The organism is Kitasatospora sp. NPDC093558 (assembly GCF_040683475.1).
Lineage (GTDB): Bacteria > Actinomycetota > Actinomycetes > Streptomycetales > Streptomycetaceae > Kitasatospora.
This window is the reverse complement of the sequence record NZ_JBFBDY010000035.1, coordinates 1-23,542: the sequence shown is the minus strand read 5'-3', so window position 1 is coordinate 23,542 and position 23,542 is coordinate 1. Positions and strand designations below refer to the sequence as shown.

27 protein-coding genes and 1 pseudogene are annotated in these 23,542 nt (G+C 69.9%); 15 read left to right on the top strand and 13 right to left on the bottom strand.

Annotation, left to right across the window (positions count from 1 at the left end; all coding sequences use genetic code 11):
- Positions 1–39 precede the first annotated feature (39 nt).
- Positions 40–312, bottom strand: coding sequence for a DUF6343 family protein (locus tag AB0O00_RS06595; RefSeq protein WP_363648996.1), 273 nt, complete (start codon positions 310–312; stop codon positions 40–42).
- Between the two features lie 76 nt (positions 313–388).
- On the opposite strand from AB0O00_RS06595, the gene AB0O00_RS06590 reads away from it, so the two are divergent.
- Entirely contained in the window at positions 389–649 is a 261-nt protein-coding gene (locus AB0O00_RS06590; protein ID WP_363648995.1) for an I78 family peptidase inhibitor, read from the top strand.
- Between the two features lie 114 nt (positions 650–763).
- Here the strand turns inward: AB0O00_RS06590 and AB0O00_RS06585 are convergent.
- A pseudogene (locus tag AB0O00_RS06585) lies at positions 764–1,369 on the bottom strand (phosphatase PAP2 family protein); the annotation flags it as partial.
- Positions 1,370–1,769: 400 nt separating this feature from the next.
- On the bottom strand, positions 1,770–2,534 hold the full coding sequence (fabG, locus tag AB0O00_RS06580) for a 3-oxoacyl-ACP reductase FabG (RefSeq protein WP_363648994.1): 765 nt from the start codon (positions 2,532–2,534) through the stop codon (positions 1,770–1,772).
- Positions 2,535–2,939: 405 nt separating this feature from the next.
- On the opposite strand from fabG, the gene AB0O00_RS06575 reads away from it, so the two are divergent.
- Positions 2,940–3,803, top strand: coding sequence for a MarR family transcriptional regulator (locus AB0O00_RS06575; RefSeq protein ID WP_363648993.1), 864 nt, complete (start codon positions 2,940–2,942; stop codon positions 3,801–3,803).
- 275 nt (positions 3,804–4,078) lie between these two features.
- On the opposite strand, the gene AB0O00_RS06570 is transcribed toward AB0O00_RS06575, so the two are convergent.
- Positions 4,079–4,942, bottom strand: coding sequence for an aldo/keto reductase (locus AB0O00_RS06570; protein WP_363648992.1), 864 nt, complete (start codon positions 4,940–4,942; stop codon positions 4,079–4,081).
- A gap of 332 nt (positions 4,943–5,274) precedes the next feature.
- On the opposite strand from AB0O00_RS06570, the gene AB0O00_RS06565 reads away from it, so the two are divergent.
- The 4 genes from AB0O00_RS06565 (at position 5,275) to AB0O00_RS06550 (ending at position 10,091) form a co-directional block, all read left to right on the top strand.
- The gene (locus AB0O00_RS06565; protein ID WP_363648991.1) at positions 5,275–5,709 is read left to right on the top strand and encodes a hypothetical protein; all 435 of its coding nucleotides are present in this window, start codon (positions 5,275–5,277) and stop codon (positions 5,707–5,709) included.
- The gene (locus AB0O00_RS06560; RefSeq protein ID WP_363648990.1) at positions 5,706–7,634 is read left to right on the top strand and encodes a cellulase family glycosylhydrolase; all 1,929 of its coding nucleotides are present in this window, start codon (positions 5,706–5,708) and stop codon (positions 7,632–7,634) included. The genes AB0O00_RS06565 and AB0O00_RS06560 overlap by 4 nt, the downstream gene beginning before the upstream one ends.
- Before the next feature lie 184 nt (positions 7,635–7,818).
- Positions 7,819–8,928, top strand: coding sequence for a hypothetical protein (locus tag AB0O00_RS06555; protein WP_363648989.1), 1,110 nt, complete (start codon positions 7,819–7,821; stop codon positions 8,926–8,928).
- 65 nt (positions 8,929–8,993) lie between these two features.
- A complete protein-coding gene (locus AB0O00_RS06550; protein WP_363648988.1) occupies positions 8,994–10,091 on the top strand; it encodes a hypothetical protein in 1,098 nt (365 codons plus the stop codon).
- An 83-nt stretch (positions 10,092–10,174) separates the two neighbouring features.
- Here the strand turns inward: AB0O00_RS06550 and AB0O00_RS06545 are convergent, their stop codons facing one another.
- From AB0O00_RS06545 to AB0O00_RS06535, 3 genes are read right to left on the bottom strand one after another with little or no spacing between them, the layout of a single operon-like run.
- The gene (locus AB0O00_RS06545) at positions 10,175–10,345 is read right to left on the bottom strand and encodes a hypothetical protein (protein ID WP_363648987.1); all 171 of its coding nucleotides are present in this window, start codon (positions 10,343–10,345) and stop codon (positions 10,175–10,177) included.
- Positions 10,346–10,390: 45 nt separating this feature from the next.
- A complete protein-coding gene (locus tag AB0O00_RS06540) occupies positions 10,391–11,170 on the bottom strand; it encodes a hypothetical protein (protein WP_363648986.1) in 780 nt (259 codons plus the stop codon).
- 33 nt (positions 11,171–11,203) lie between these two features.
- Positions 11,204–11,554, bottom strand: a complete 351-nt coding sequence (locus AB0O00_RS06535) for a hypothetical protein (protein ID WP_363648985.1) — start codon at positions 11,552–11,554, stop codon at positions 11,204–11,206.
- 154 nt (positions 11,555–11,708) lie between these two features.
- Between AB0O00_RS06535 and AB0O00_RS06530 the strand changes: the two genes are divergently transcribed.
- Positions 11,709–12,647, top strand: coding sequence for a MerR family transcriptional regulator (locus AB0O00_RS06530; RefSeq protein ID WP_363648984.1), 939 nt, complete (start codon positions 11,709–11,711; stop codon positions 12,645–12,647).
- Positions 12,648–12,703: 56 nt separating this feature from the next.
- On the opposite strand, the gene AB0O00_RS06525 is transcribed toward AB0O00_RS06530, so the two are convergent.
- Entirely contained in the window at positions 12,704–13,282 is a 579-nt protein-coding gene (locus AB0O00_RS06525) for a TetR/AcrR family transcriptional regulator (protein ID WP_363648983.1), read from the bottom strand.
- Between the two features lie 91 nt (positions 13,283–13,373).
- Here AB0O00_RS06525 and AB0O00_RS06520 point away from each other — a divergent pair, with 91 nt between their 5' ends.
- Both AB0O00_RS06520 and AB0O00_RS06515 read left to right on the top strand, forming a co-directional pair.
- On the top strand, positions 13,374–13,820 hold the full coding sequence (locus tag AB0O00_RS06520; RefSeq protein ID WP_363648982.1) for a DUF1772 domain-containing protein: 447 nt from the start codon (positions 13,374–13,376) through the stop codon (positions 13,818–13,820).
- A gap of 129 nt (positions 13,821–13,949) precedes the next feature.
- Positions 13,950–14,510, top strand: coding sequence for a hypothetical protein (locus AB0O00_RS06515; protein WP_363648981.1), 561 nt, complete (start codon positions 13,950–13,952; stop codon positions 14,508–14,510).
- 49 nt (positions 14,511–14,559) lie between these two features.
- Here the strand turns inward: AB0O00_RS06515 and AB0O00_RS06510 are convergent, their stop codons facing one another.
- The 4 genes from AB0O00_RS06510 to AB0O00_RS06495 form a co-directional block, all read right to left on the bottom strand.
- A complete protein-coding gene (locus AB0O00_RS06510; protein WP_363648980.1) occupies positions 14,560–15,438 on the bottom strand; it encodes a hypothetical protein in 879 nt (292 codons plus the stop codon).
- A gap of 179 nt (positions 15,439–15,617) precedes the next feature.
- Positions 15,618–16,490, bottom strand: coding sequence for a hypothetical protein (locus AB0O00_RS06505; RefSeq protein ID WP_363648979.1), 873 nt, complete (start codon positions 16,488–16,490; stop codon positions 15,618–15,620).
- A 587-nt stretch (positions 16,491–17,077) separates the two neighbouring features.
- Entirely contained in the window at positions 17,078–17,581 is a 504-nt protein-coding gene (locus tag AB0O00_RS06500) for an NUDIX hydrolase (RefSeq protein WP_363648978.1), read from the bottom strand.
- 119 nt (positions 17,582–17,700) lie between these two features.
- Positions 17,701–17,964 (bottom strand): hypothetical protein, encoded by a 264-nt coding sequence (locus AB0O00_RS06495; protein ID WP_363648977.1) that lies wholly within the window; start codon positions 17,962–17,964, stop codon positions 17,701–17,703.
- Between the two features lie 158 nt (positions 17,965–18,122).
- Here AB0O00_RS06495 and AB0O00_RS06490 point away from each other — a divergent pair, with 158 nt between their 5' ends.
- From AB0O00_RS06490 to AB0O00_RS06470, 5 genes are all read left to right on the top strand, one after another.
- Entirely contained in the window at positions 18,123–18,968 is an 846-nt protein-coding gene (locus AB0O00_RS06490; RefSeq protein WP_363648976.1) for a helix-turn-helix transcriptional regulator, read from the top strand.
- Positions 18,952–19,167: a DUF397 domain-containing protein gene (locus AB0O00_RS06485; protein ID WP_363648975.1), complete on the top strand. Its 216-nt coding sequence runs from the start codon at positions 18,952–18,954 to the stop codon at positions 19,165–19,167. The genes AB0O00_RS06490 and AB0O00_RS06485 overlap by 17 nt, the downstream gene beginning before the upstream one ends.
- 209 nt (positions 19,168–19,376) lie before the next feature.
- On the top strand, positions 19,377–19,586 hold the full coding sequence (locus tag AB0O00_RS06480) for a DUF397 domain-containing protein (RefSeq protein WP_363648974.1): 210 nt from the start codon (positions 19,377–19,379) through the stop codon (positions 19,584–19,586).
- Positions 19,587–19,663: 77 nt separating this feature from the next.
- Positions 19,664–19,870 carry a DUF397 domain-containing protein gene (locus AB0O00_RS06475; RefSeq protein WP_363648973.1) on the top strand — a complete coding sequence of 69 codons (207 nt, stop codon included), beginning with the start codon at positions 19,664–19,666 and terminating at the stop codon, positions 19,868–19,870.
- A 413-nt stretch (positions 19,871–20,283) separates the two neighbouring features.
- Entirely contained in the window at positions 20,284–21,792 is a 1,509-nt protein-coding gene (locus AB0O00_RS06470; protein WP_363648972.1) for a carboxylesterase family protein, read from the top strand.
- Positions 21,793–21,794: 2 nt separating this feature from the next.
- Here AB0O00_RS06470 and AB0O00_RS06465 read toward each other — a convergent pair whose 3' ends face one another.
- Positions 21,795–22,385 (bottom strand): cysteine hydrolase family protein, encoded by a 591-nt coding sequence (locus tag AB0O00_RS06465; RefSeq protein ID WP_363648971.1) that lies wholly within the window; start codon positions 22,383–22,385, stop codon positions 21,795–21,797.
- Positions 22,386–22,485: 100 nt separating this feature from the next.
- On the opposite strand from AB0O00_RS06465, the gene AB0O00_RS06460 reads away from it, so the two are divergent.
- Positions 22,486–23,514 (top strand): DJ-1/PfpI family protein, encoded by a 1,029-nt coding sequence (locus AB0O00_RS06460; RefSeq protein ID WP_363648970.1) that lies wholly within the window; start codon positions 22,486–22,488, stop codon positions 23,512–23,514.
- The last annotated feature ends 28 nt before the right edge of the window (positions 23,515–23,542 follow it).

Genomic DNA, 23,542 nt, shown 5'->3' with positions numbered 1-23,542 from the left:
TGGGCGGGGCCCACCCCCCGCTCCGGGGGAGACACCGCGTCAGAGCTCGGTCCGGCGGCGCCGGATGACCACGACGAGATCGACGGCGGCGAACAGGGTGAGCAGGCCCATCACGACCGCGAAGCCGGTGAGGGTGCCGCTGCTCGGGGCCCCGTACGACGGGGAGTTGGCCGCCCACACGGCGAAGGCCACGGTCGCCAGGGCGAACAGCGGCGTGAAGGTGAGCGACAGCAGGTAGCGGAGCTTGAGGTCGCTGCGGGCGGTCGAGGGTTCGGTGCCGCTGCGCCAGCGTCGTGGGGCCGTGGTGCGCATGCCCGTTCACCTCCCGGCCGTGCGGGTGCGGGCTACGATTCCAGCGTACGTCCGAGGGACGGGCCGGGGAGGGGCGATGACGGGATCGGGCGGGGCGGGACCGGGGGGCGGCGGCGCGGATCCGGGGGGCGCGGGCCGGGCCTGGGACGGGCCGGCGGGGGACGCCGAGGGCTACGCGGGACTGCGGATCGAGCGGGCGCGGGAGCTGGCCAGGCGGCACGGCTGGGCGTCGGTCCGGGTGCTGGAACCGGACGCGATGATCACCATGGAGTACCGGGAGGGGCGGCTCAACCTCGCGGTGCGCGACGGGGTGGTGGAGCGTAGCTGGGAGGGGTGACGCCTGCTGCGGGTGGTTGACCGGGCCTTCAGGGGACTGGCCTTTCCGGGGATCGGCCTTCGTTCAGGAGGTCCGTCGGCTCCGGCGCCCGGTGATCCACTGCTCGATCGTGGTGACCAGCGGTTCCAGCAGGGGGAGCGAGAGCAGCACCAGCAGTCCGGCGGCCCAGCCGGCCAGGACGTCGGTGACCCAGTGGGTGCCGAGATAGACGGTGGTCAGGCCGATCGAGCAGGCGGTGGCGGCGGCGATCAGCGCGCCGAGGCGGCGCCAGCGGACGGCGAGGTAGGCGAGCACGCCCCACGTGACGACCGCGTTGGCGGTGTGGCCGGAGGGGAAGATCGTGCCGCCGGAGAAGAGCTCGGGGGAGCCGACGTACTGGGCGTAGTGCGGCCCGAGCCGGCCGGTGACGATCTTGACCGCGCCGACGGTGACGTTGAGCAACAGCAGGGCGATGCCCATCACCAGGAGCGGGCGCAGGCGGGCGAGCCGGTGGGCGCGCCAGGCGAGCCAGGCGAAGGCGGCGATCGCGGAGGGGCCGCGCTGGCCGGCGACCACCCAGGTGTCGAGCAGCGGCTCCAGGCTGGGCCAGCGCTCGTAGGGGCGCAGGAGGCGCACCGACCAGTCGAGGTCGACCAGGGCGGTGTTGAGGAGTACACCGGCCAGTACCAGCAGGTAGCCGGCGCAGGTGGCGAGGAGCAGGAGGGCGCGGCGGCGGCTCATCGGGGGCCAGCCGGGCTCGGCGGCGGCCGGGCCGGGGTGCGCGTGGTGGTCCGCGGCCGGGTGCGCGGGCCGGTCCGGGGCCGGCCGTCCGGGGCGGCCGGGGGTGTTCTCCGGGCGCTGGTTCGGGAATTGCCGGGGGGTACTCGGGGCTTGCACGGGGGTGACCTTACCGATCCGTCCGGTGCCATTCCGGAGGGAATTGTCATTTTCCCGGGAAATCGACAATCCGGTCGACGGGTGGTGGTCGGGGGAGTGATTTCCGCTAATCCCCGGTCGAAAGTCCGTGTGGTGTTCGAATCATCCTTCAAAAGGCTCGGTAAAAAGTACGGGGCGGCCGGCCGGTCCGCCCGGCCGCCCGCCCCGTGGTCACCCTGTGTAGGTTCCGTGCTCAGCCGAGGGGTCAGTCGAGGGGGCCGCCCGCGACGTAGATCACCTGACCGGAGACGAAGCCGGCGCCCTCGCTCGCGAGGAAGGAGATGGTGTGGGCCACGTCCTCAGGCAGACCGACCCGCTGGACCGGGATCTGTGAGGCTGCGGCCCGCTTGAAGTCTTCGAAGTCCATGCCGACCCGGGCGGCGGTGGCTGCGGTCATGTCCGTGGCGATGAAGCCGGGGGCGACGGCGTTGGCGGTGATGCCGAACTTGCCGAGCTCGATGGCCAAAGTCTTGGTGAAGCCCTGCAGGCCCGCCTTGGCGGCCGAGTAGTTGGCCTGGCCGCGGTTGCCCTGTGCGGAGGAGGAGGACAGGTTCACGATGCGGCCGAAGCCGGCGTCGACCATGTGCTTCTGCACCGCGCGGGTCATCAGGAAGGCGCCGCGCAGGTGGACGTTCATGACCGTGTCCCAGTCGGACTCGGACATCTTGAAGAGCAGGTTGTCGCGCAGGACGCCCGCGTTGTTGACCAGGACGACGGGGGCGCCGAGCTCGGCCACGACGCGGTCCACGGCGGCCTGGACCTGCCCGGCGTCCGAGACGTCGGCGCCGACGGCGACGGCCCGCCCGCCCGCGGCGGTGATCCGGTCGACGGTGTCCTTGCCGGCCGCCTCGTCCAGGTCGAGGACGGCGACCGCGTAGCCGTCGGCGGCCAGCCGGACGGCGGTGGCGGCGCCCAGGCCGCGTGCGGCACCGGTGACGACGGCGACCCGGGGGGTGCTCTGCTCGGTCATGCTCGCTCTCGTCTCTCTCAGGAAGTTCCCAGGGAACGGGGGCCCCGGGTGACGGTGGCCACACCCTACCGGCGAGTAGGGAGGGCTACCAGGGCGGAGACGCGCAGGTGACGGTGGGTAAGGACCGACCGGTCGGCTTTCTGCTGAGAACGGGTTACCGAGAAGGCGTGGCGGCGCGTAAATATGCCAATGTTGCCGAACCTGCGTCTACTATCCGCCCCTGCCTGCCAGCGAGGGCCCGCCGTTTGTATAGTGTCCGCCAGCAGCCACCGGCTGCACGGCTGGAGCGCCCTCCCTCATAGCGGGACGCCCACTCGCCGTTACTGCCCCACCCGGGTGTCCCACACACACCGGGTGTGACATCGGGACGGATACATGGTGCTGGGGGAGATCCCGACGACCCGCGTGTCCGCGCGACTGCAGCAGTCGCCCGGACACCTCATCCGCGTTGCACAGCAGGTCCACACGCGACTGTGGTCCGAACACGTCGGGGCCGATCTCACGGCTCCGCAGTTCGCCGTCCTGCTGGTCCTCGCCCTGGAACCGGGCGCTGACCAGCGCACGGTCGGCGAGCGAGCCTCGCTGGACAAGGCCACGATGGCCGAGATGGTCGCGCGGCTGGTCCGCCGCGGCCTGGTGCTGAGAAGGCGCGACCCGGCCGACGGCCGGCGCAAACTCCTCGCTCTGTCGCAGAGCGGGGCCCAGGCGGTGCGCGAGGCCACCGGAGGCGTGGTCCGCGTGCAGCGCACCCTGTTCGAGCCGCTCGGCGCGGACGAGCAGGTCGAGATCGTCCGGGTGATGGCCAAGATAGCCAGGCTGGAGCCCGCGGCGGTCGTGTACAGCGACGCGCGGCCGATACTGGACGCCCAGCGGGCGATCGGTTACCTGATCAGGGTGAGCCAGCAGGTGCACACCAAGCTCTGGTCGGAGCACGTCGGTGCGGAGCTGACCGCTCCGCAGTACGCGGTGCTCGACGCGCTGGAGCTGGAACCGGGCGCGGACCAGCGCACGGTCGGCGAGCTGGCCTCGCTGGACAAGGCGACGATGGCCGAGATGGTGAGCCGTCTCGTCCGCCGCGGCCTGGTGCAGCGTCGGCGTGACCCCTCGGACGGGCGGCGCAACCTGCTGTCGCTCTCGCCGGCGGGTCAGGACCTGCTGCACCGCTCGGCGGCCGGGGTCGCCAAGGTTCAGCAGCTGCTGCTGGCGCCGCTGGAGGAGCACGAGCACGGTCCGGCGCTCGCGCTGATCGGCAAGGCCGCCAGGCTCTAGCCTTCGCTTTCAAGCTCCAGCCAAAACGATTCGCCAACGTACGGACGGCCCTGGGTCGGACGGGGGTGGGTCGGGGAGGGTTACGGGCTCGTGTCGTAGTGATCGTGTGCTTGTGTGCTCACATATTTGCGGCACGGGGCCGTTCCCGGCATGCCGAAGACCGCCCACTCCTGAACGGGGTGGGCGGTCTTTCGATATGACCGGGGGTCCGGTGGTTCGGTGGTCCGGCGGTTACCGGCGCCCGGCCGGCTGTGTGCCGGACTGCTCGGCGGGGCTCAGTTCCAGTCGAAGCCCTGCGGGTCCGGGCCGATGCGCACGCCGGTGGCGACGCCGGCGACCGCGGCGAGGTCCTCCGCGTCCAGCTCGAAGCCGGCGACGTCGAGGTTCTCCCGGATGCGGGACGGGGTGACCGACTTCGGGATCGCGATCACGTCGCTCTGCAGGTGCCAGCGGAGCACGACCTGGGCGACCGTGCGGCCGTGCTTCTCGGCGATCTTCACCAGCGCCGGCTCGGCGAGCAGGTCCTTGCCCTGGCCCAGCGGGCTCCACGCCTCCGTGGCGATCCCGTGCCGGGCGTGGAACGCGCGCAGCTCGGTCTGCGGGAAGTACGGGTGCAGCTCGACCTGGTTGAGCACCGGGACGACCTCGGCCTCGTCGATCAGGCGGGTCAGCTGCTCGGGGCCGAAGTTCGAGACGCCGATCGAGCGGACCCGGCCGTCCGCCTTGAGCTGCTCCAGCGCCTTCCAGACGTTGAGGTAGGTGCCGTGCATCGGGCGCGGCCAGTGGATCAGGTAGAGGTCGATGTACTCCAGGCCGAGCTTGGCCAGCGAGGCGTCGAACTCGCGCAGGACCGCGTCCCGGCCCTGCTCGCCGGACCAGTCGCGGGTGCCGGAGTTCCACAGCTTCGTGGTGATGTAGAGGTCCTCGCGGGCCACGCCGCCCGCCAGCGCCTCGGTGACGGCCTGCCCGGTGCCCGTCTCGTTCTCGTAGATCGCCGCGGTGTCGATGGAGCGGTAGCCCGCCTCGATGGCGGTGCGGACGGCCGGGGTGGCCTCGCCGTCCGGGACCTGCCACACGCCGAAGCCGAGCTGCGGGATCCGCGTGCCGTCGTTCAGGGTCACGCTGGGGATGTTGCTCACGGGAAGGGGTGCCCTCCTGGTCGACCATGGTTTCCAGCTGGGGCAACTGGAGTTTCGGCGGGTTTGTTCCCGCCGTTCGGGTGAACCTTGCGGGGCCGTCGGCCGTCCGGGCGGGGAACCGCGGGGGAGGGCGCGGAAAACCTGTTGCGCGGATCACACCGGGGTTGGCAGGCTCGCGGCCATGACCTCCTGAGACACGGGCCCTTCGTGCCCCTCCTTGTCCGCCCGAGCCGTTGCCGGGCGCGCTTCCGCCGCCGCACCGCCGTACTGCGCGGCGCCTCGAACCATCCTGAACCCCCCCAAACCCCCCGAACCACCGGCATCGGAGTGTCATGCCGCTCGCATCCCTCCCCCTGGCCGATCCCGGCCGTCCCGACCTCTCGTCACCCCTCGCCTTCCTGCGCTGGATCCAGCGCGCCCAGCGGCGCGGGCAGGTGCTCTCCACCTGCTGGGCGCTGCTGGAGATGGGCGGTCAGGCCGCCCTGCCCGTACCGCTCGGGCACGGCGTCCAGGCCGCCGTGGACGGCGACGCGGGTGGGATCTGGCGGGCCGGCGCCCTCGTGGTGCTGCTTGCCGCGACCGCCTCGCTCGGCACCGTTCTGCTGCACCGCCAGGCGGTCTGGAACTGGATCCACGCCGCCACCCACGTACGGCAGTTGGTCGCCCGGCAGGCCTCGCCCCGTGGCATGACCGGCACAAGTGCGGGAAATGAGGTGGAGGGCCGTCAGGGACTGGTCCGTACCCTCACCATGTCGGGATCACCATGAGAAGACTCGCGATACGTCTGCTGTCGCTCGCAACGACCCTGTGTGCGTTGGCTGTTGCACCACCGCCGGACGCTTCCGCCGACGCGGCGCCGGCGCCGGTGGCGCTCACCGGGGCACAGCTGGCGGCGTCCTGGTCGGGGCCGCTGAGCACCCGGGGGCGGTACGTCGTCGACGCCGCCGGGAACCGGTTCAAGCTGCGGTCGGGGAACTGGTCGGGTGCGCAGGGCACTTGGGAGGGCAGTGGGGATGCGAACGACCCCGCGAACAACCAGGCAGGGCAGGTCTCGCACAACATCCCGCTCGGGCTCGACCGGGCGCCGCTGGCGGAGATCACGGCAGGCTTCCACAGCCTCGGACTGAACAGCATACGGCTGCCGTTCGCGGACGCGATGATCCACGACGGCACGGCCGTCCCGGACGCCGCCGTCGCGGCCAACCCCCAACTGCGCGGGAGCACCCCGCTCCAGGTGTACGACGCCGTGGTGGCCGCGCTCACCGCGGACGGGTTCGCCGTCGTCCTGAACAACCACACGACCACGTACCGGTTCTGCTGCGGGCTGGACGGCAACGAGCGCTGGAACAGCAGCCAGTCGGCCCAACAGTGGGAGGACGACTGGCTGTTCATGGCGAACCGCTACCGCGACAACAAGCGCGTCGTCGGCGCGGACCTGCGCAACGAGGTGCGGCGCGACACCTGGGACGACCCCAACTGGGGCATGGGCGACGCCCACGACGCGTACGCCGCGTTCGAGGAGGCGGGCAACCGGATCCTCCAGGCCGACCCGGACCTGCTGATCGTCATGGAGGGCATCAACTGGCAGGGCATCCCGCTGGCGGGTCTGCCGCACGGCCGGCCGATGCTCACGCCGGTCGCCACGCTCTCCAACACCCTCGTGGACTCCGGCAAGCTGGTCTACTCGGCGCACTTCTACGCCTACACCGGCCCGGCCAACACCGGCGCGGGCAGCGGTCCCGGCGCCACGAGCGACCCGCGCTACCAGGACTTCACGCCCGAGCAGTTGGCGTCCGTGGTGGACCAGGAGGCGCTGTTCGTCACGCAGAGCGGGCAGCACTTCACGGCGCCCGTCTGGATCAGCGAGTTCGGCGCGGGCGGGCGCGGCGCGACCGACGCCAAGGAGCACGCCTGGTTCGACACCTTCACCGCGCTCCTCGCCGCCCGCGACGCCGACTTCGCCGTCTGGCCGCTCGTCGGCTGGCACAACAACGGTGTGCCACAGGACAGTTGGGCGCTGCTGCACTACGACGCGGCCGGGCGGCGGCTCAGCGTCGAGGACCCGGGCGACTGGCGCGCCGACGACTGGAACCGGCTCGTCACCGCTCCTTCGTACACCGGCCCGGTGGCGGACGCGCCGCACTGGAACATGCTCGACCTCGACCACGCCGACCAGAACGTCTCCCGGCGCATGCTCGCCCTGCCGGACTGGAGCGCCGGCAACCGCAAGGGCGACTGCCCGGACGGGCAACGCCTGATCGGGCTCGGGCGCGGTTCGAGTCGCGGGCTCTGCACGGACGCCGGGCAGCCAACCACCAGCTCGGCCGACTGGCTAGCGGTGACCGACGAGCGGTACGTCACGGGCGGCGACTGGGCCTCCGGCTACAACAAACTCCAGTGTCCGGACGGGGACTTCGCGGTCGGCTACAGCGTCCGCAGCAACGCGATGGCGGCCCTGCTGTGCGCGCCCGCGGCCGGCCCGCTGCCGACCGCCGGGCGCGTCCTGTGGTTCGACCACGGTGACAACCGGCCGCCGGCCTCGACCGGCGCCGACTCGGCGGCGAGCGACTGGGCCCCGGGCTCATACAAGGGCCAGTGCGCGGCCGGCGAGTACGTCGCAGGCGCGGCCATGACCTGGCGCTGGCTGCACTACGGCGTCCCGGACGCGCTGCTCTGCCGCCCGCTGAGCTGAGCCGCTCCCCGGGCCGTCCTCGTGCGGAGGACGGCCCGGACGCGTAACTCCTGGTCAGCGTCGTGGACTTGGTTGATCACCCAGTTTCGGGGCTTTTGCCCTGTGCCGGGCACCAGTAGTCCCTACGATCGGGCCGTTGCTTCAATCGGTCCGCCCTCGCGACACCCGACCTGGAGGAACCCTCATGGCTTCACGCCCGATCTTCCGCCGTACCAAGGACGTTGCCCCGTCCCGCCGCCTCACCTCCGCCGGAACGGCGATGGTCGTCGGCGCGCTGCTCGTCCTCGCGGCGCCCGGCACCGCCGCCGCCAACAGCGTCGCCGTCACCGTGCGGACTCCCGGCGCCACCAGCGGGCCCACCACGATCGACTCGTCGATCTCGACGAGCGCCCAGTGCACCAGCGGCCTCGTCTCCAGCGGCGGCATCGACCAGACCAACGGGACGGGTGCCGGGTCCAACGGCAACCACGTCCTCGGCACCGAGCCCAGCTCCGACGGCACCACCGAGTACACCGGAACCGCCGGCGTCGTCGGCACCGACGTGACGTACTGGATCGCCAAGGGCGGCAGCGGCGGCCAGGTCAACTCCGGCTTCTCCACCACCCCGTACGCGCTGTGCCTGACCAGCACCCTCATCAACCACACCCAGGTGGTGATGAACAAGGTCAACGCGCCGACCACCGCGGCCACCGTCGGCCTGGTGACGGCGAGTTGCCCGTCCGGCACGGCCCTGCTCGGCGGCGGCGCGCTCGTCACGCCGAGCAACACCGGCAACCTGAAGGCGATCGCGAGCTTCCCGACCTTCAACGACGCCGCCCACGACTACGGCCAGAAGGCCGCCGCCGACGGGGACACCAACCCCAACGCGTGGAGCGCCGTCGGCTGGGACAACAGCACCAACACCGGCAACGAGACGTACGCGTACGCCATTTGCAGCGGCAGCGGCATCAACGTCAGCGGCGTCACCGTCAAGGTCCGCTTCACCGAGGCGACCGGCCCCAACACCGGCAGCACCGGCCAGAACACCACCACCAGCTGCGGCACCGGCGACGGCAACCTGATCGCCGGCGGCGCGGCCGTCAGCGGCGGCTCGGTCACCACCACCGACTTCACCGGGCCCGGCTCGGCCGGCGACCACCTCAACGGCAGCTTCCCGAGCGACGCCAACGGCAACCCGGTCGCCAACGGCACCACCACGGCGGCGTCCTGGACGGCCTTCACGCACACCGGCGGCATGGGCTCGACGACCACCCACTCCGACGTCTGGGCCCTGTGCGCCAACGACGGCGTCTGAACCGCCCGTTCGGCCCGTACCGCCCGTTCCGCCTGAACCACCTGAACCACCGGAAGGCACCGACAATGAGACCCTCTCTTCTGGCCAAGGCAGCCGTCCCCGGCGCGCTGATCGCCCTCGCCGCCCCGAACCTCGCGTACGCCGACTCGGCGAGCGTCACCGTGGCCAACCCCGGCGCCACCATCGGCCCGGCGACGCCCTTCACCGGCGTCTCGGCCCACGCCGACTGCGAGGACGGGCTCGTCTCCGGCGGCGGGATCACCCAGACCACCGGCGACGACCGGGCCGGCAACGGCAACCACGTCATGGGCATCGCCCCCGGCGCGGACGACCTGAGCGAGTTCACCGGCACGCCCGGAGTCGTCGGCCAGGACGTCACGCACTGGCTCGCGTTCGGCGGCAGCGGCAGCAACTACAGCCCCGCGTTCTCCAGCACGCCGTACGCGATGTGCCTGGACAGCAACCGGATCCGGCACACCCAGGTCGTCATGAACAAGGTCGCCGGGCCCTCGCGATCCCAGGACTCGCGCCTCGTCACCGCCACCTGCCCGACCGGCACCCGCCTGATCGGCGGCGGCGCCCGCACCACCCCCGCGAGCGTCGGCAGCCTCAAGCCGATCGCCAGCTTCCCGACCTTCGCCGACGCCGCCCACGACTTCGGCAAGAAGGCGGCGGGCAACGGGGAGACCAACCCCGACTCGTGGACGGCCGTCGGCGGCATCGGCGGCGGGCGGGACACCGGCAACATGACGTACGCGTACGCGATCTGCACCGGGGACGACGTCAAGGCCAAGAACCTGACGACGAAGGTCGGCTTCGCCGAGCTGAGCGGGCCCACCGTGGCGGGCACCCTCGGCACGGCGACGGTCGGCTGCTCCTCCGATCCCGCCGAGGAGCGCCACCACCACTGGAGCCTCGTGAGCGGGGGCGCGGCGGCCAGCGGCGGCAACGTCACGACGACCGACTTCTCCAAGGCCGGCTCCGGCGGCACGCACCTCATCGGCAGCTACCCGAGCGACGCCGACGCCGTCCCCGCCGAGGACGGCACCGACGACCCCGACCACTGGAGCGCCACCGTCCACGTCGGCGGCTCCCCGTCGCCGAACACCTACACGGACGTCTGGGCCCTTTGCCTGAACACCCGTCCTGGGCACGGGAACTGACGAATCGACAAGCCGCTGAGCCCCGGGGCGCGGGTGCCCCGGGGCTCAGCCGCGCCATGAAGACCCTCAGTCCCAGGGCGGCCTTAGCACACGATCTCGTAGGCGCCGCCACTGCACCTACTGGGGCTGTCGCTGTCGTCAAAAGAGGCGATCAAGGCGATGAAACCTACGAGCAGGGCCAAGCCGGGTACAGCCACGAGCAGTTGCAGAAACCAGGCCCCGCAACCGGGCGAGTTGTTGTCCTTGGACTCCATGGGCCCCTCCCCTACCCAGTGTTCCCGGAGCATTCCGGCCAAACGTCAGCCCGGGTAGACGATCGAGCCCAGCGGCGGGCAGGGGATGAGCATGGTGCCGATACCGGGCCGCTCGACGAACGCCCGCGCCTCGGCGGCCTGTTGCCGCCGGGTGTCCAGATCGTCGGCGTACCAGGCGTCGTGCCTGGCGCGGGCGTAGTCCCACGAGCCGTCGATGAGGCTGAGGCTGACGTTGCCCGAGCTCCTCTGGAAGTCCGCCTTCACGGCGGCCTGCCGCAGTGCGGTCTGGGTCGCGGCGAGGTCGAGGCGGGTGATCAGGACGCCGGGGGTGTTCGGCTCGCGGGTCGGCATCGGGGCCTGCGGGAGCAGCGACACCCCGGTGTCGAGGCGGCCGATGTTGTCGACGGTCGCCTGCTGGGCCTCCTGCGCCATGATGTGGATCTCCCGGTGCAGCCAGAGGAACTCGTCGAGGTCGGCCGGAGTGACGCGCATGCGCGCGTACAGGGCCCGGAACCGGGGATCGGGGTGCAGCGGGCGCACGAGGGGCATGTGGAACGCCACGCAGTCGTTGAACCCGTTCGCCACTGCGGCGTCGAAGTGGAAGAGCCCCTGGTCCACCTGCCCGCGTGCGATGGCCAGGCCACCGAGGCCCGAGTGGCCCGACGCGACGAGCCACCTGCCGTCGGGGCCGAGCGCCGTGGCGCGCGCGACGACGTCGTGGAGGCCGGCGGTGACGTCGACGCCCCGCGGGGCGAGGCCATTCGTCATGACCGCCACCGTCAGATCGTGCATGCGGGCGGTCAGTGAGGTGACGGTGTCGGCCATGGATCTCCTCGGTGGTGGTGACGTGGCAGGTACTCAGGCTCCGGTCAGCCAGTCCTCTTCGAGACCGCCGAGGACGAACCCGTTGTCGAAGCGCACCCGGTAGGTGGTCCGACCGCCGGCTCCGGCGTCGAACGCTCCCAGCCGGGTGACCTTCTGACGGAGGTCCTCGACCAGGCTCGCCGCGAAGCCGTCGAACCGGTAGCCGCGCATTTGCTGATCGAAGCTCGCGAGCCTGTCCTGGTCCACGCCGCCGGCTTCCTTCGTCGAGCCCACGACGATCCCCGCCAAACCCTCGGCCAGGCACAGCGGGCCCGGGACGCTGCCCGCCGCCGTGACCTGGAAATCCCTGGTCAGCCGCACCCTCGCACCGGTCTCGTACGCCATGGGCGCGCCTCCCTCGTTCGATCATGGGCTCGATCGCGGCAAGCGTAGTCGAGTCACCTTAGGGAGAAACGGTGTTCGGCAAACTCGGGAGCTTCACTATTCCAGGCAGCAGGAGCTTGAGTCTCCATCAGGGGGAGACGCGAAGGTTGGGGACATGGACGGCGACACACTCTTCTCGATCGGCGACCTCGCCCGGCGCACCGGGCTGACGGTCAAGACCATCCGCTTCTACTCCGATGCCGGGATCGTGCCGCCGACGGACCGCAGCCCGGCCGGCTACCGGCTCTACGACATCAGCGCACTCGCGCGCCTCGACCTCGTCCGCACCCTGCGCGAGCTCGGACTCGACCTCGCCGTCATCCGGCGGGTGCTGGACCGCGAGGTCTCGATGCCCGAGATCGCAGCCGCGCACGCCGACGCCCTGGAGGTGCAGATCCGCACCCTCCGGCTGAGGCGGGCGGTGTTGCGTGCGGTGGCCAAGCGGGGCTCTACCACGGAGGAAACGGATCTCATGCACAAGCTCGCCAAGCTCTCCGACGCCGAACGCCGGCGCCTCATCGGCGACTTCATCGACGACACCTTCGGCGGCCTCGATGCCAACGCCGACTTCGTCGACATGCTGCGCTCGGCGATGCCCGAGCTGCCGGACGACCCCGAACCCGACCAGGTGGACGCCTGGGTGGAACTCGCCGAACTCGCCCAGGACCCGGACTTCCGCGCCGCCGTCCGCCGCATGGCCGAGTACCAGGCCGCCGAACGCGCCCGGGGCGACGCCACCGGCCTGCACCACGACCTCACCGAGACCGTGCGCGAGACGATCGGCCGCGCGCTGGATACCGGCATCGCCCCGACGTCGGTGGAGGCCGGACGGATCACCGCCACGCTGACCGCCCGCTACGCCGAGACCTTCGGCCGCCCCGACGACGCCGAACTGCGCGGCTGGCTGCTGACACGTCTTGAGGTCGCCGGCGACCCGCGCACGGAACGCTACTGGCACCTGCTGGCCGTCATCAACGGGTGGCCCGTTCCGCCGAGCCTGACCCCGGTCTTCGCGTGGTTCACGGAGGCCCTGCGCGCCGGCACCGGGCGGTAGCCGCGCACCTCGCGGGGCAGGCGGCGGGGTCCGGGGACCCCGCCGCCTGCCGCGTGTCAGAACTTGGCCAGGCGGTCCACCAGCAGCTCCACCCTGCGCTCGGCGTCCTCCGGCGGGAGCCGGCGCGCCCGGGTCAGGGTGGCCAGTCCATGCAGGGACGCCCAGAACACCTCGGTGAACAGCCCCGGGTGGACGCCGTCCCCGGCAACCCCTTCGAGGCTCTCCAGCAGGGCGGCGAAGCCGTCCTTCAGCGGCTCGGGGGTGTCCTCGTGCGCGAAGGCCAGGCCGCCGTCGAGCTGGAACATGGCGTCGTAGACCGCCGGGTTGCGTGCGGCGAAGTCGAGGTAGGTGCGGGCGAGGGCGGTGACCCGCGCGCGAGGTCCGTCCGCGGCGGCGGTCGCGGCCCGCAGCGCCACGGCCATCTCGGTGGCGCCTTCGAGGGCGACGGCACCGATGATCTCGCATTTGCCGCGGAAGTGGCTGTAGAGGACGGGCTGGCTGTACTCGATGCGCTCGGCGAGCCGGCGGGTGGTGACCGCGTCCCAGCCCTGCTGCTCGGCGAGTTCGCGGGCGGTCGCCACGATGAGGCGTTCGCGCTCCGCCCGTTCGCGCTGCTTGCGTTCCTGTACTGACATGAGTCGATCCTAGCACCGCTAGACAAGCGAGCGGCAGAAGTACTAGCGTTGGCTCATCACCTAGCAGCGCTAGATCCCCGGAGGGGTCATCATGCTCGACGCACTCGAGGTCATCACCGTCGTGGTCACCGGACTCATGGTGGGGGTGGAGTTCTCCGTCTCCTTCGTCCTCAACCGGATCTTCAACGCACTCCCCGAGGACAGCGGCCAACTCGGCCGCTCCCACGGGGGCCGGATGCTCGGCGCCGTGATGCCGGTCTGGTACATCAGCTCGCTCGCGCTGAGCGCGGTCTGGGCCATCGCCGGATGGCACCGCCCCGGCGCCGGCCTCGTCGTCGGCGCCGGCGTGCTGCTGATCGTGAGCGTGCTCATGTCGGTCCTGCTGCTCGTCCCGATCAACAACCGGGGAAAGACGTGGACCCCCGAGAACCGGCCCGAGGACTGGAAGGAGCAGATGAACCGGTGGGACCGCTACCACTACGCCCGGGTCGCCGTCATCATCGCCGCCTTCGCCCTGCTGGTCACCGCGCTCGTCTGAACGCGGAGCGCTCTGCACAGGAAGTCGGACCCGCCGACTTACTGTGCAGAGCGTCCGCGAAGAGGCGCAGTGCACGGCGCGCGGAAACCGATGGTCACTCCGGTGTCGGCCAGGCGATACCGACCCGCCATGACGAGCGATGAACACCCAGCCGGTCCGGCGTTGCGCCGAGTTCTGGCCGAGGCCGGCGGGCCGGAACTGCTGGACCTGCTGGCGAACGGGCTGTCCGGGACGGATCTGACCACGCTACTCATGGAGGTCTTCCGACGCCGCGCCGATCGGCTCACCCCGGCCGAGGCGATGCGGCACTACCGCACCGACCGGTTCGTGACCCCGGCCCCGACAGGCTTCGCGCAACTACGACGGGCCGAGGACGTCCTGCTCTCGGCACCGCCGGACGACTTCGAGATGCTCACCCTGGCTCCGCTCGTGGCCCGCACCCGTACAGAACTCGCCGGAACACCGGGCATCGACATCACCGACGATCCCAACCGGGCGACCGGACGCGGTTACTACACCGACCTCTGCTACAAGATCTACGCAACCATCCACGGCCGACACGTGGAAATCGCGGACGGCGGGTTCGTCGACTGGACCCAGCGCCTCACCGGAAGCCGCAAGGAACGCCTCCTGATCAGCGGATACGGCGTCGACCGACTCGCCACGACGCCGACACCACCCAGCTACTGACCTTGAATCCGTGATGTCGGGCAGTCGTCCATGATCAGGCCGGTTCCGGTCAGCCCGCCTGGGGACGAGGCAATGCGGTCCGCAGGTGGGTGGCTTGGGCGTGGTAGCGGGCCCTGGTGGCCCGGCGCTCCCCGGCTTCGGCGAACACTGCGGCCCTGGCTTCCTCCCCGGTGTCGAATGGCGCCGGGGAGAAGCGGTTGCCAGCCCTGGCATGCCGTTCCCAGTCGTCCTGCCAGAACTCCACCGTCCAGCCCGGCCACAACTCAGGTACCTGGTAGGCCTGTGGGGAGGAGTAGAGGGACCACCAGCCCATGCGTCGGCGTTCCGGGTCGAGGTGGATACCGGAGTTGACGTGCAGGCAGCAGACTCCGTGGCCGGGGGCATCTGCCAGGCGGTCAAGCAGGGATACCCCCTCGCGGACGGGGTGGTCGAAAGCGTTGGAGGCGACGTGGCAGCGGCCGGCGCCGACCGTGACCACCACACCGCCCGGGTCGGGCCAGGCCAGGTCCTCGTCTTCGGGGGCGAGGAACGGGGCCAAGGAGAGGTCCGAATCGCGGCAGCGGACGTACTCCGGGTCCAGCCCGACGTACTCGCGCAGTTCGGCCGCGCCGTCGTACAGCCAGCGGACCTGCCAGCCCGGCCACGCCGCTCGGATCATCTCGAACATGGCCGCGCGGTGGCGGAGCTCAGTGCTCGGACCCTCCCAGGCGAAGAACAGGAGCGTCTTTCGGCCGAAGTCGAGCAGCACCCCGCCCTGGGCCATGGTGTCGTCCAACCACCAGCCGTCCTGGCGGAGTTCGGGAAGCATGGCGAGAACCGCAGCCGGCCCGTCCAGCAAGTCCAGGTCGATTCCGACCGCCCAGCCGGTCCGGTACAGCTCATGTGTGCTGTTCTCTCGGACCACGATGACGTTGGCTCTGTCTCCCATGGGGTCAGGATGACCGGGTGGGGGGCTGTCGGCCATCCGATTTCGGCGGCTCGGAGGCTCCGGTGTCCAGAGAGCGGAGTCGCGCCGGCCGGGTGGGTGGCCGGGGTAGCGGACGCGGCCCAGGTTCCGGATGGTCAGCGGCTCGTCGGTTCTCCAGCCAGTCGGTGTACCACTGACCATCAGGACAGTGGCACACCCCTGTCGGCCCCAATCGGCAGTTTCCGATGCGGTGACTCGCTCAGCAGAATGTGGAGCATCCGGCGAGCCTCCGCATCGAGACCACCCTGGAACCTTTCGTATTCCGCGGGATTCATGCATGCGGCGAAGGCGATGACGTTGACGTATCGATTGATGAGGTACGGCCTGGACAACGACAGCTGAGAGAGCCTCACCAGCACATGACTCTGCACCAGGACTGCCTGTTCCAGAACCCCCGAAACGGAGAGCTCCGGCCCCAGCTCCTTTCCCGTCAGATATCTCGCCAGGACGGACAGCGCCGCGTCCAGGCTTCCGGAGCACCAGTATCCGATCTGATCTCCGCTGTACACGGTGGCCCGGTAGTACGGATTCATGAGCGGCCCGAGAATTTTGGTCGAATACACTTGGTCGAGAAGATAGATGAGCAGGTCATAGCGCGCCGCACGCACCTTGAGATAACCGATGAAGCTCCCGATGACGAATCGAACACGAGCGTAGTCCTCCTGCCGCAGCTCGGATACGAACCCACCATCGAGAATGACCACCCGGTGCCCGAGGAGGTTGGTCAGCCGAGCCTTCCCGGGAACATCATTGGAAACGTATACATCGATCTTCTTCCGATAGTCCAATTCTCGCCGGACTTCACCAATCGCACGATAAACTCCCGGGAACGATTCCGGGGTCACTTTGACCGCATCGCCGAGCAGGCGATAAGTCCATATACGCACGGCGAGCCAGAGCGATGCCACCAATATCGCGAGCGTGAAAAGTATCACTAATCCTGCGGCGCCGATCCCGATGACCAGCAGCAAAACCACCAGCCAGGCAGCAGCGGTGGTCAGGGTCGCGAGCATCAGTCGCGACTCCTCGTAAGGATGCCTGAAGTCCCTGAGGTTGAGAGGGCGTCCTCCAGTCCCCTCGTCGACACCGAAAGATTCTGCTCCGTTTCCTCCGAATGACATGAGGCGACCTCCTTCTTTGGAGCTCGCAGAGGCCCAGGTATTGCGAGACTGCAGATACGATCCCCATCGATCCTGGGCCGGGGACTGCTATCCCGCTCGTTGCACTGTTCACTCTTTATTGTTCCAGTATAGTGAGCCACGTCGTCCGGAAACAGTGCCCCGCTATGCCAGGATCCCACCGCGAACAAGGGGATCGTCGGAGTTCTTCAGGCAGGTGGTCCGAGGGTCGGATTGTGACGTGACGTGACGTGAGTTCGGAGTTCCTGAAGCATTGTCACCGGCTCAGGCGGCCCAGTGGCTTGACCCAGTGGCTCCACCACGGCTCGGGGGTCTGGTTTGTGCTGCTCCACGGAAGTTCTGGCCACAAACTTCCGCCGGAGCAGCACAAGCCGCCACCACCCCTGCTGCGCGCTCCGCCGCCGAGAAGGCAGACCCGGTCGCAGCTCTTCGCAGGAAGTCGGCGTCGTCGACTTCCTGCGTCAGCGAACCGGGACGGGGGTGCCGCGCAGGAGGAGGGGGCGGCCGGCGCCGTGTTCCCAGGCGTCCCAGGCGTCGTGGACGCGGAGGCTCTGGTCGGGCGGCATCACGGTGTCGAGCAGGTACCGGGGCACCCAGTGCAGGGCGCGGATGTTCTGCGGCGGGCGGTGGAGGTTCACGGCCTTGGCTTGCCTGGGGGTCACGACGCCGCCCGCGTAGACGAAGTTGATGCCCTCGGGGTAGTGGTGTCGGGACACGTAGTCGACCGTGAGGATCGTGCGGAGGGACAGGACGAGCCCGGTTTCGGTTTCGAGGTGGCGGCGGGCGGCGAGGTGGGGCGGCTCGTCGGCCTCGGCGCTGCCGCCGGGGAGGGTGTAGCCGTCGCGGTAGACGGGGTCGACGAGAAGGACGTGGAGTTCGTCCTGCCCGTCGGGGCAGTGGCGGAGGACGAAGGCCTGCTGGCCGAGGCGTCGGGCGGGCGGCTTCCGCATGATGTCGTCGTTCAACTTCGCTCCTGAGGTGATGGTTTGGCTGGTCGAGGCGCCCCGCAGGTGTTCCACGGCCGCAAATCCGCCGACTGCCAAGGAACTTAGGTGGAGCCCGGCGAGGAGGAGATCGCAGGAATTCACGTCGGCTCGTCATTGAGGAGCCGACGGCGGGAGCGCGCACCGGAACCGGGCGCGATCTGCCGGGGGTCGAGAACGCTGACCTGATCGGCCCGCGTGGTCCATTCGACGCCCCCGCCGATGGGTCGGAGGTACATGACGCCGGCGCACTGCTCCATGAAGACCCCCTCGCGGGGCCGGCCGTCGTCGAGGTGACCGCGATCGATCACCACCTCGTGGAGGAGGGGGACTTCGGACAATGCGGATCTCTGGTTTTCGAGCATGGGGGACTCCACGAGAACGTAACGAGGGATGCGCCTCAGCGCCGTGCCACCGGACGACTACGGTCCGTGGCTGCCTGACTACCAGGATGGCCCACATTCCCCTACGATCGACAGGTCCTCAACTTCCCAGTTGCGCCAGGGGATTTGGAGTTGATCTTGTGAATCGGAAGAAGCTCGACCCCCAGAAGTCCCCGCGCCATGCATTCGGGGTCCGTCTTCGCACGTCACGGGAGGCGGCGGGGCTGAAGCAACATCAACTCGGGAAGCTGATCGGGTACTCGGACACGCACATCTCCGCCGTTGAAACGGCCGCCAAATCCCCCAGCCTCGACTTCGCGCGCAAGTGCGATGAGCATCTTGGTTTGGAGGCCACTCTGGAGACCATGTGGTGGGGACTGAGGGCATCTGCTCTGCTCGAGGGATTCCCGGAACATGCAGCTCAAGAGGCTCGCGCAGCTCGGATCATGGTCTTCGAGGCGAACATCGTGCCTGGACTTCTCCAAACCAACGGCTACGCCAGCGCGTTGGCCACAGCCTCCGTCCGGCGAGGCCGCATCACGGAAGCCCAGGCAGCCGAGCGACTCAAGGTTCTCGCGAACCGGCAACAGCTGCTCAACCGCGACAAACCTCCCATGATCCATGCCGTCTTGGATGAAAGCTGCATCCGTCGCGCCATAGGCGGTAACGCCGTGATGGCGGAGCAACTAGGACACTTGGCGGAGTTGACCAACCGTCCGAACGTGATCATCCAGGTCTCGCCGTTCTACCTCGCAGAACAAGCGCCGTTTCGCGTCTCAATGACGCTGCTCGGCTTCACAAACCGCAAGGTGGTCGGCTACTCCGAGTCCCTTGAACGTGGCTACGTCGTGAGGAGTCCCCGCACTGTCACGGCGTGGGAAGACGACTACCATCGACTCCAGGTGGAAGCGCTGTCCCAGACTGCTTCCCTGGAGATGATCCGCAAGGCCCGAGAGGAACTAAGCGACCATGACTCCCTATCCTGACGAGCTGTCTCGTGCTGCCTGGTACAAGTCGACTTACAGCGACAACGGGGGCACCTGCGTCGAGGTCACTGCCGACTTCCCCGGCCTGACTCCTGTCCGCGACTCCAAGGACCCCCAGGGGCCGGCCCTGATCTTCCCCGCCGAGGCCTGGCGGTCGTTCGTCGCCGCCGTCCAGGCGGGCGAATTCGGCGAGGCCTGAATCGGCCGCACGAACCCGCGCGGCTCAGGCCGCCCGCTCTGCCGAGCGGGCGGCCTCTTACGTGAGACGACTCATTGGAGGTGCTGCAGCTTCCCACGTTCCGCAGCGCCCGCTGTCGACCGGGGACTACGATCGGCTGCAAGCCAAAGCCCCATTCCGACCCGGTTGGCTTGAGCCGATCAGACTGGCACGGAAGGAAGTTGAGAGCCATGCAGCACATTGACCTTTCCGACGCTCAGTGGCGCAAGAGTACCTACAGCGGTCAGGGCGGTGACTGCATAGAGGTCGCTTCCAGCGTCCCCGGTCTACTGCCCATCCGCGACTCCAAGGACCCGCACGGGCCAGCCCTGATCTTCCCCGCCGAGGCCTGGCGGTCGTTCGTCGCCGCCGTCCAGGCGGGCGAGTTCGGCGACGCCTGAATCTCCGAGAGGGTGGAGAAACTCTCCAACGCAGCGTCGCTCACGGCCACCAGCAAGGCACGAAGGGACTGTTCAACATGAACGTTGACCTGACAGCCGCCGCATGGCGCAAGAGCACCTACAGCAGCAACGGCGGCCAGTGCATCGAGGTCGCGGCCAATGCCGTTCACACCGTTCCCGTCCGCGACTCCAAGGACTCCGAGGGCCCCGTGCTGGCCTTCCCCGCCGAGGCCTGGTCCGCCTTCGTGACCGCCGTCCGCTCCGGCGAGTTCGGCGAGGTCTGAATCCCTCCAACTCAGCAGGCCGCCCGCTCTAGCCGAGCGGGCGGCCTGTTGCGCGAGCGGACGCAGCCCGGGGCCACGTCCAGCCCGCCTGATTCGACGACTCCGCACACCTTCGGACTTCACCTGTCGAAAATCGTCGAAATTCATCGAATAGCATCGACGACGCCCGCCGCCCGACGTTCACGGAACCACTACTGGCCCTGGCGGATGTGGCGGAGGGTGTCGGGACAGGTGACGCCTGAACCCCCCTCAACTTCCGCAGGCCGTCCGCTCCCTCCGAGCGGACGGCCCGTTTGGCGCGTCGAACTACCTTTCCCCCCTGCGTGATACACCTGTATCATCGGAGTGCGTCCGAGCCATGCATCCGAGCCATGCATCCAAGCCATGCCTCCGACCCGGAAGGTCTCCGAAACATGCCACGAATCTCCGCGCTCCTCATAGGCGCGCTCCTCACCGCCCTCGCGCTGCCCGCCACGCCGGCCTCGGCTGCAACGCCCATCGCTGTCACCGACGCCGGGCGCATCAACGGCACGGGCCACGACGGGTACCGCACGTTCCAGGGCATCCCATACGCCTCCCCTCCCACCGGCGACCTGCGCTGGCGCGATCCGCAACCCGTCACTCCCTGGTCCGGCGTGCGCGACGCGACTGCGCCCGGCAACCGTTGCCCGCAGGGCACGACCGGCGATGAGGACTGCCTGTACCTCAACGTCACCACCCCTCAAAACGCCCACCACCGGCCCGTCGTCGTCTGGCTGCACGGCGGGAGCTTCACCGGCGGCGCCGGCAGTGACTACGACCCCCACCGCATGGCCGTCGACAGCGACGTCGTCGTCGTCACCGTCAACTACCGCCTCGGCCTCTACGGTTACTTCGGCTACCCGGGCCTCGCCGGGTCCGGCGACTTCGGGCTCGCCGACCAACAGGCCGCCCTGCGCTGGGTCCGCCGCAACGCCGCCGCGTTCGGCGGCGACCCCCAGAACGTCACCCTGGCCGGGCAGTCGGCGGGCGGGATGAGCATCTGCTCGCAGCTCACCTCGCCCGCCGCCGCAGGCCTGTTCGACAAGGCGATCATCCAGAGCGGCTCCTGCCTCATCGACTACCCGAAGGCTCTCTTCTGGCCGACCATGCCGGCCGGCTCGCCGTGGACGAGCCGGACCGCCGTCGAAGCCGCAGGCAGCGCACTCGGCACCGCCCTCGGCTGCACCGACATCGACTGCCTCCGCCACAAACCGGCCGTCCAACTACGCGACCACCTAGGGCAGTTCACCAAGCCCACCTACGGCACCCCACTCCTCCCCACCGAACCCGCCCAGGCACTACGCGACGGCCACTTCCAGCGCGTCCCCGTACTCCAAGGCGGCACGCGTGACGAGCATCGCGGCTTCGCGGCCGTCCTCAACCTCGGGCATCCGATGACCGAGCAGGGCTACCACGACCTGCTCGTCCAGAGCTTCGGCGTGCAGGCCGACGCGGTGGAGGAGCGGTACCCGCCGGGCGACTACCCCTCCCCCGCCGTCGCCTGGGCCACCGTCGCCACCGACCGGATCTGGTCCTGCCCGACGCTCGCGAGCGACCGCCTGCTCGCGCGCCACACCCCCGTGTACGCCTACGAGTTCGCCGACCGCACCGCCCCCGTCTCGGCCGGCCTTCCGCCGGGCTTCCCCTACGGCGCCTACCACGCCTCGGAGTTGCCGTACCTGTTCGACGTCGCCGGCCTGCCGACCACCCTGGACGCCGACCAACACCGGCTCGCCGAGCGCATGATCCGCGACTGGACGCTCTTCGCCACCACAGGGCACCCATGGCAGCGGTTCGACCACGAGGGCGGCGAGGCGCACAACTTCACTACAGGTGAAGGACCTTGGGCCGTGGACCTCGATGACGAGCACAACTGCGACCTCTGGCTGCACGAGTCCTGACGTCAGGTGAGCGAGGAACAGGACGGCACCACCACGCCGTACAGGTCCGCGATCGTCGCGAGCGCGGCGTCGTGGACCTGCCCGGCCGGCAGCGAAACCCCACCCACCGGCAGGGCCCGCGTCGCACACGCGTCGGCGACGACGGTCGGGCGGTTGCCCCGCAGGAAGGCGCCGGCCGTCGTGAAGGTCACGCACATGTGCGTCATGAAGCCGGCCACGACGACGTCCTTGTTCCCGGCCGCGTCGAGGCGCTCGGCGAGGTCCGTGCCGACGAACGCGTCCGGGACCTGCTTGACCACGACGGCCTCGCCCTCGGCCGGGGCCACCGCCGGGTGGATCCGTCCGATCTCGGCCCGGACGTCATACGGGGTGCCCTCGCCGCCGTCGTTGACGACGTGGATCACCGTCGCCCCGGCCTCGCGGGCCCGGGCGAGGAGCGCGGCGGCGGCGTCCAGGGCGGCCTGCCAGCCGTCGAGCTCCATCACGCCGCGGGTGTAGGTGTTCTGGTAGTCGACCATGATCAGCGTCGCGGAGGCGAGCGACGCGGGCGTCTCGTCGAGTCCGTTGAGGGCGCGCAGGGTGGTCGTGGACATGGCTGTACCGCCTCGGGTCGGTTGAAGGGATGTCGGTCACTGCGGTGACCTGCGAGAACAACGCTAGGCGGGGCCCCGGGCGTCGGCAATGCCGTCTAACATGCAGAAACCGACATCAACGCATCCAGGAGACGCCGTGGCCCCCGCCGAACGACTCATCGTCATCGTCCTGTTCGAGGGCGTCGACCTGCTCGACGTCACCGGGCCGCCCGAGGTGTTCTCGCTCGTGCGGCGCGAGACCGACGACGCCACCGGCTACCGCGTCGTCCTCGCCGCCGAAACCGCCGGGCCGGTCACCACCGCCGCCGGCGTGCGCGTCCTGCCCGACCTCACCTTCGACGAGGCGGCCGGGCGCGCGATCGACACCCTGCTCGTGCCCGGCGCGGTCGAGGTCGACCGCGAGCGCCGCGTCAGCGCCGTCACCGATCCGGCCGTCGTCGCGCGGGTGAAGGAGCTGGCCGTCCGCGCCCGGCGGGTGGCCTCCGTCTGCGTGGGTGCGCACATCCTGGCGGCGGCCGGGCTGCTGGACGGCCGGCGGGCCACCACGCACTGGTCCACCGCGCACCAACTCGCCGCCGAGTACCCGGAGATCGAGGTCGACGCCGACCCGATCTTCATCCGCGCGGGCGACGTCTGGACCGGCGCCGGCATCAGCGCCTGCCTGGACCTGTCGCTCGCGCTGGTCGCCGACGACTTCGGCGAGGAGCTGGCGCTGCGCGTCGCCCGGCAGCTCGTGATGTACCTCAAGCGCCCGAGCGGGCAGAGCCAGTTCAGCGTCCCGCTGGAACCCGTCTCGACGACCCGGCGCATCGAGGACCTGCGCCACCACATCACCGGGAACCTCACCGCGCCGCTCACCGTGGCCGACCTCGCCGCCCACGCCCACGTCGGGGAGCGGCAGTTGACCCGGATCTTCAAGACCGAGCTCGGCACGACCCCGAGCGCCTACGTCGAGTCGGCCCGGGTCGAGCGGGCCCGCAACCGGCTGGAGACCACCGACGAGACGCTCGAACGCATCGCGTCCACCTGCGGGTTCGGCACGACGGACACACTCGTGCGGGCGTTCCGGCGGCAGTTGGACACGACGCCGACGGAGTACCGGCGCCGCTTCCGGACCGGCCAGGGGTGAACGGACGGACGCCCGCGGTCCAAGAGAC

Excerpts from the sequence above, each read along its gene's own strand:
- AB0O00_RS06595 (WP_363648996.1), bottom strand. The coding sequence starts at position 312 with ATGCGCACCACGGCCCCACGACGCTGGCGCAGCGGCACCGAACCCTCG.
- AB0O00_RS06590 (WP_363648995.1), top strand. The coding sequence starts at position 389 with ATGACGGGATCGGGCGGGGCGGGACCGGGGGGCGGCGGCGCGGATCCG.
- fabG (WP_363648994.1), bottom strand. The coding sequence starts at position 2,534 with ATGACCGAGCAGAGCACCCCCCGGGTCGCCGTCGTCACCGGTGCCGCA.
- AB0O00_RS06565 (WP_363648991.1), top strand. The coding sequence starts at position 5,275 with ATGCCGCTCGCATCCCTCCCCCTGGCCGATCCCGGCCGTCCCGACCTC.
- AB0O00_RS06560 (WP_363648990.1), top strand. The coding sequence starts at position 5,706 with ATGAGAAGACTCGCGATACGTCTGCTGTCGCTCGCAACGACCCTGTGT.
- AB0O00_RS06555 (WP_363648989.1), top strand. The coding sequence starts at position 7,819 with ATGGCTTCACGCCCGATCTTCCGCCGTACCAAGGACGTTGCCCCGTCC.
- AB0O00_RS06550 (WP_363648988.1), top strand. The coding sequence starts at position 8,994 with ATGAGACCCTCTCTTCTGGCCAAGGCAGCCGTCCCCGGCGCGCTGATC.
- AB0O00_RS06545 (WP_363648987.1), bottom strand. The coding sequence starts at position 10,345 with ATGGAGTCCAAGGACAACAACTCGCCCGGTTGCGGGGCCTGGTTTCTG.
- AB0O00_RS06540 (WP_363648986.1), bottom strand. The coding sequence starts at position 11,170 with ATGGCCGACACCGTCACCTCACTGACCGCCCGCATGCACGATCTGACG.
- AB0O00_RS06535 (WP_363648985.1), bottom strand. The coding sequence starts at position 11,554 with ATGGCGTACGAGACCGGTGCGAGGGTGCGGCTGACCAGGGATTTCCAG.
- AB0O00_RS06530 (WP_363648984.1), top strand. The coding sequence starts at position 11,709 with ATGGACGGCGACACACTCTTCTCGATCGGCGACCTCGCCCGGCGCACC.
- AB0O00_RS06525 (WP_363648983.1), bottom strand. The coding sequence starts at position 13,282 with ATGTCAGTACAGGAACGCAAGCAGCGCGAACGGGCGGAGCGCGAACGC.
- AB0O00_RS06520 (WP_363648982.1), top strand. The coding sequence starts at position 13,374 with ATGCTCGACGCACTCGAGGTCATCACCGTCGTGGTCACCGGACTCATG.
- AB0O00_RS06515 (WP_363648981.1), top strand. The coding sequence starts at position 13,950 with ATGACGAGCGATGAACACCCAGCCGGTCCGGCGTTGCGCCGAGTTCTG.
- AB0O00_RS06510 (WP_363648980.1), bottom strand. The coding sequence starts at position 15,438 with ATGGGAGACAGAGCCAACGTCATCGTGGTCCGAGAGAACAGCACACAT.
- AB0O00_RS06505 (WP_363648979.1), bottom strand. The coding sequence starts at position 16,490 with ATGCTCGCGACCCTGACCACCGCTGCTGCCTGGCTGGTGGTTTTGCTG.
- AB0O00_RS06495 (WP_363648977.1), bottom strand. The coding sequence starts at position 17,964 with ATGCTCGAAAACCAGAGATCCGCATTGTCCGAAGTCCCCCTCCTCCAC.
- AB0O00_RS06485 (WP_363648975.1), top strand. The coding sequence starts at position 18,952 with ATGACTCCCTATCCTGACGAGCTGTCTCGTGCTGCCTGGTACAAGTCG.
- AB0O00_RS06480 (WP_363648974.1), top strand. The coding sequence starts at position 19,377 with ATGCAGCACATTGACCTTTCCGACGCTCAGTGGCGCAAGAGTACCTAC.
- AB0O00_RS06475 (WP_363648973.1), top strand. The coding sequence starts at position 19,664 with ATGAACGTTGACCTGACAGCCGCCGCATGGCGCAAGAGCACCTACAGC.
- AB0O00_RS06470 (WP_363648972.1), top strand. The coding sequence starts at position 20,284 with ATGCCACGAATCTCCGCGCTCCTCATAGGCGCGCTCCTCACCGCCCTC.
- AB0O00_RS06465 (WP_363648971.1), bottom strand. The coding sequence starts at position 22,385 with ATGTCCACGACCACCCTGCGCGCCCTCAACGGACTCGACGAGACGCCC.
- AB0O00_RS06460 (WP_363648970.1), top strand. The coding sequence starts at position 22,486 with ATGCAGAAACCGACATCAACGCATCCAGGAGACGCCGTGGCCCCCGCC.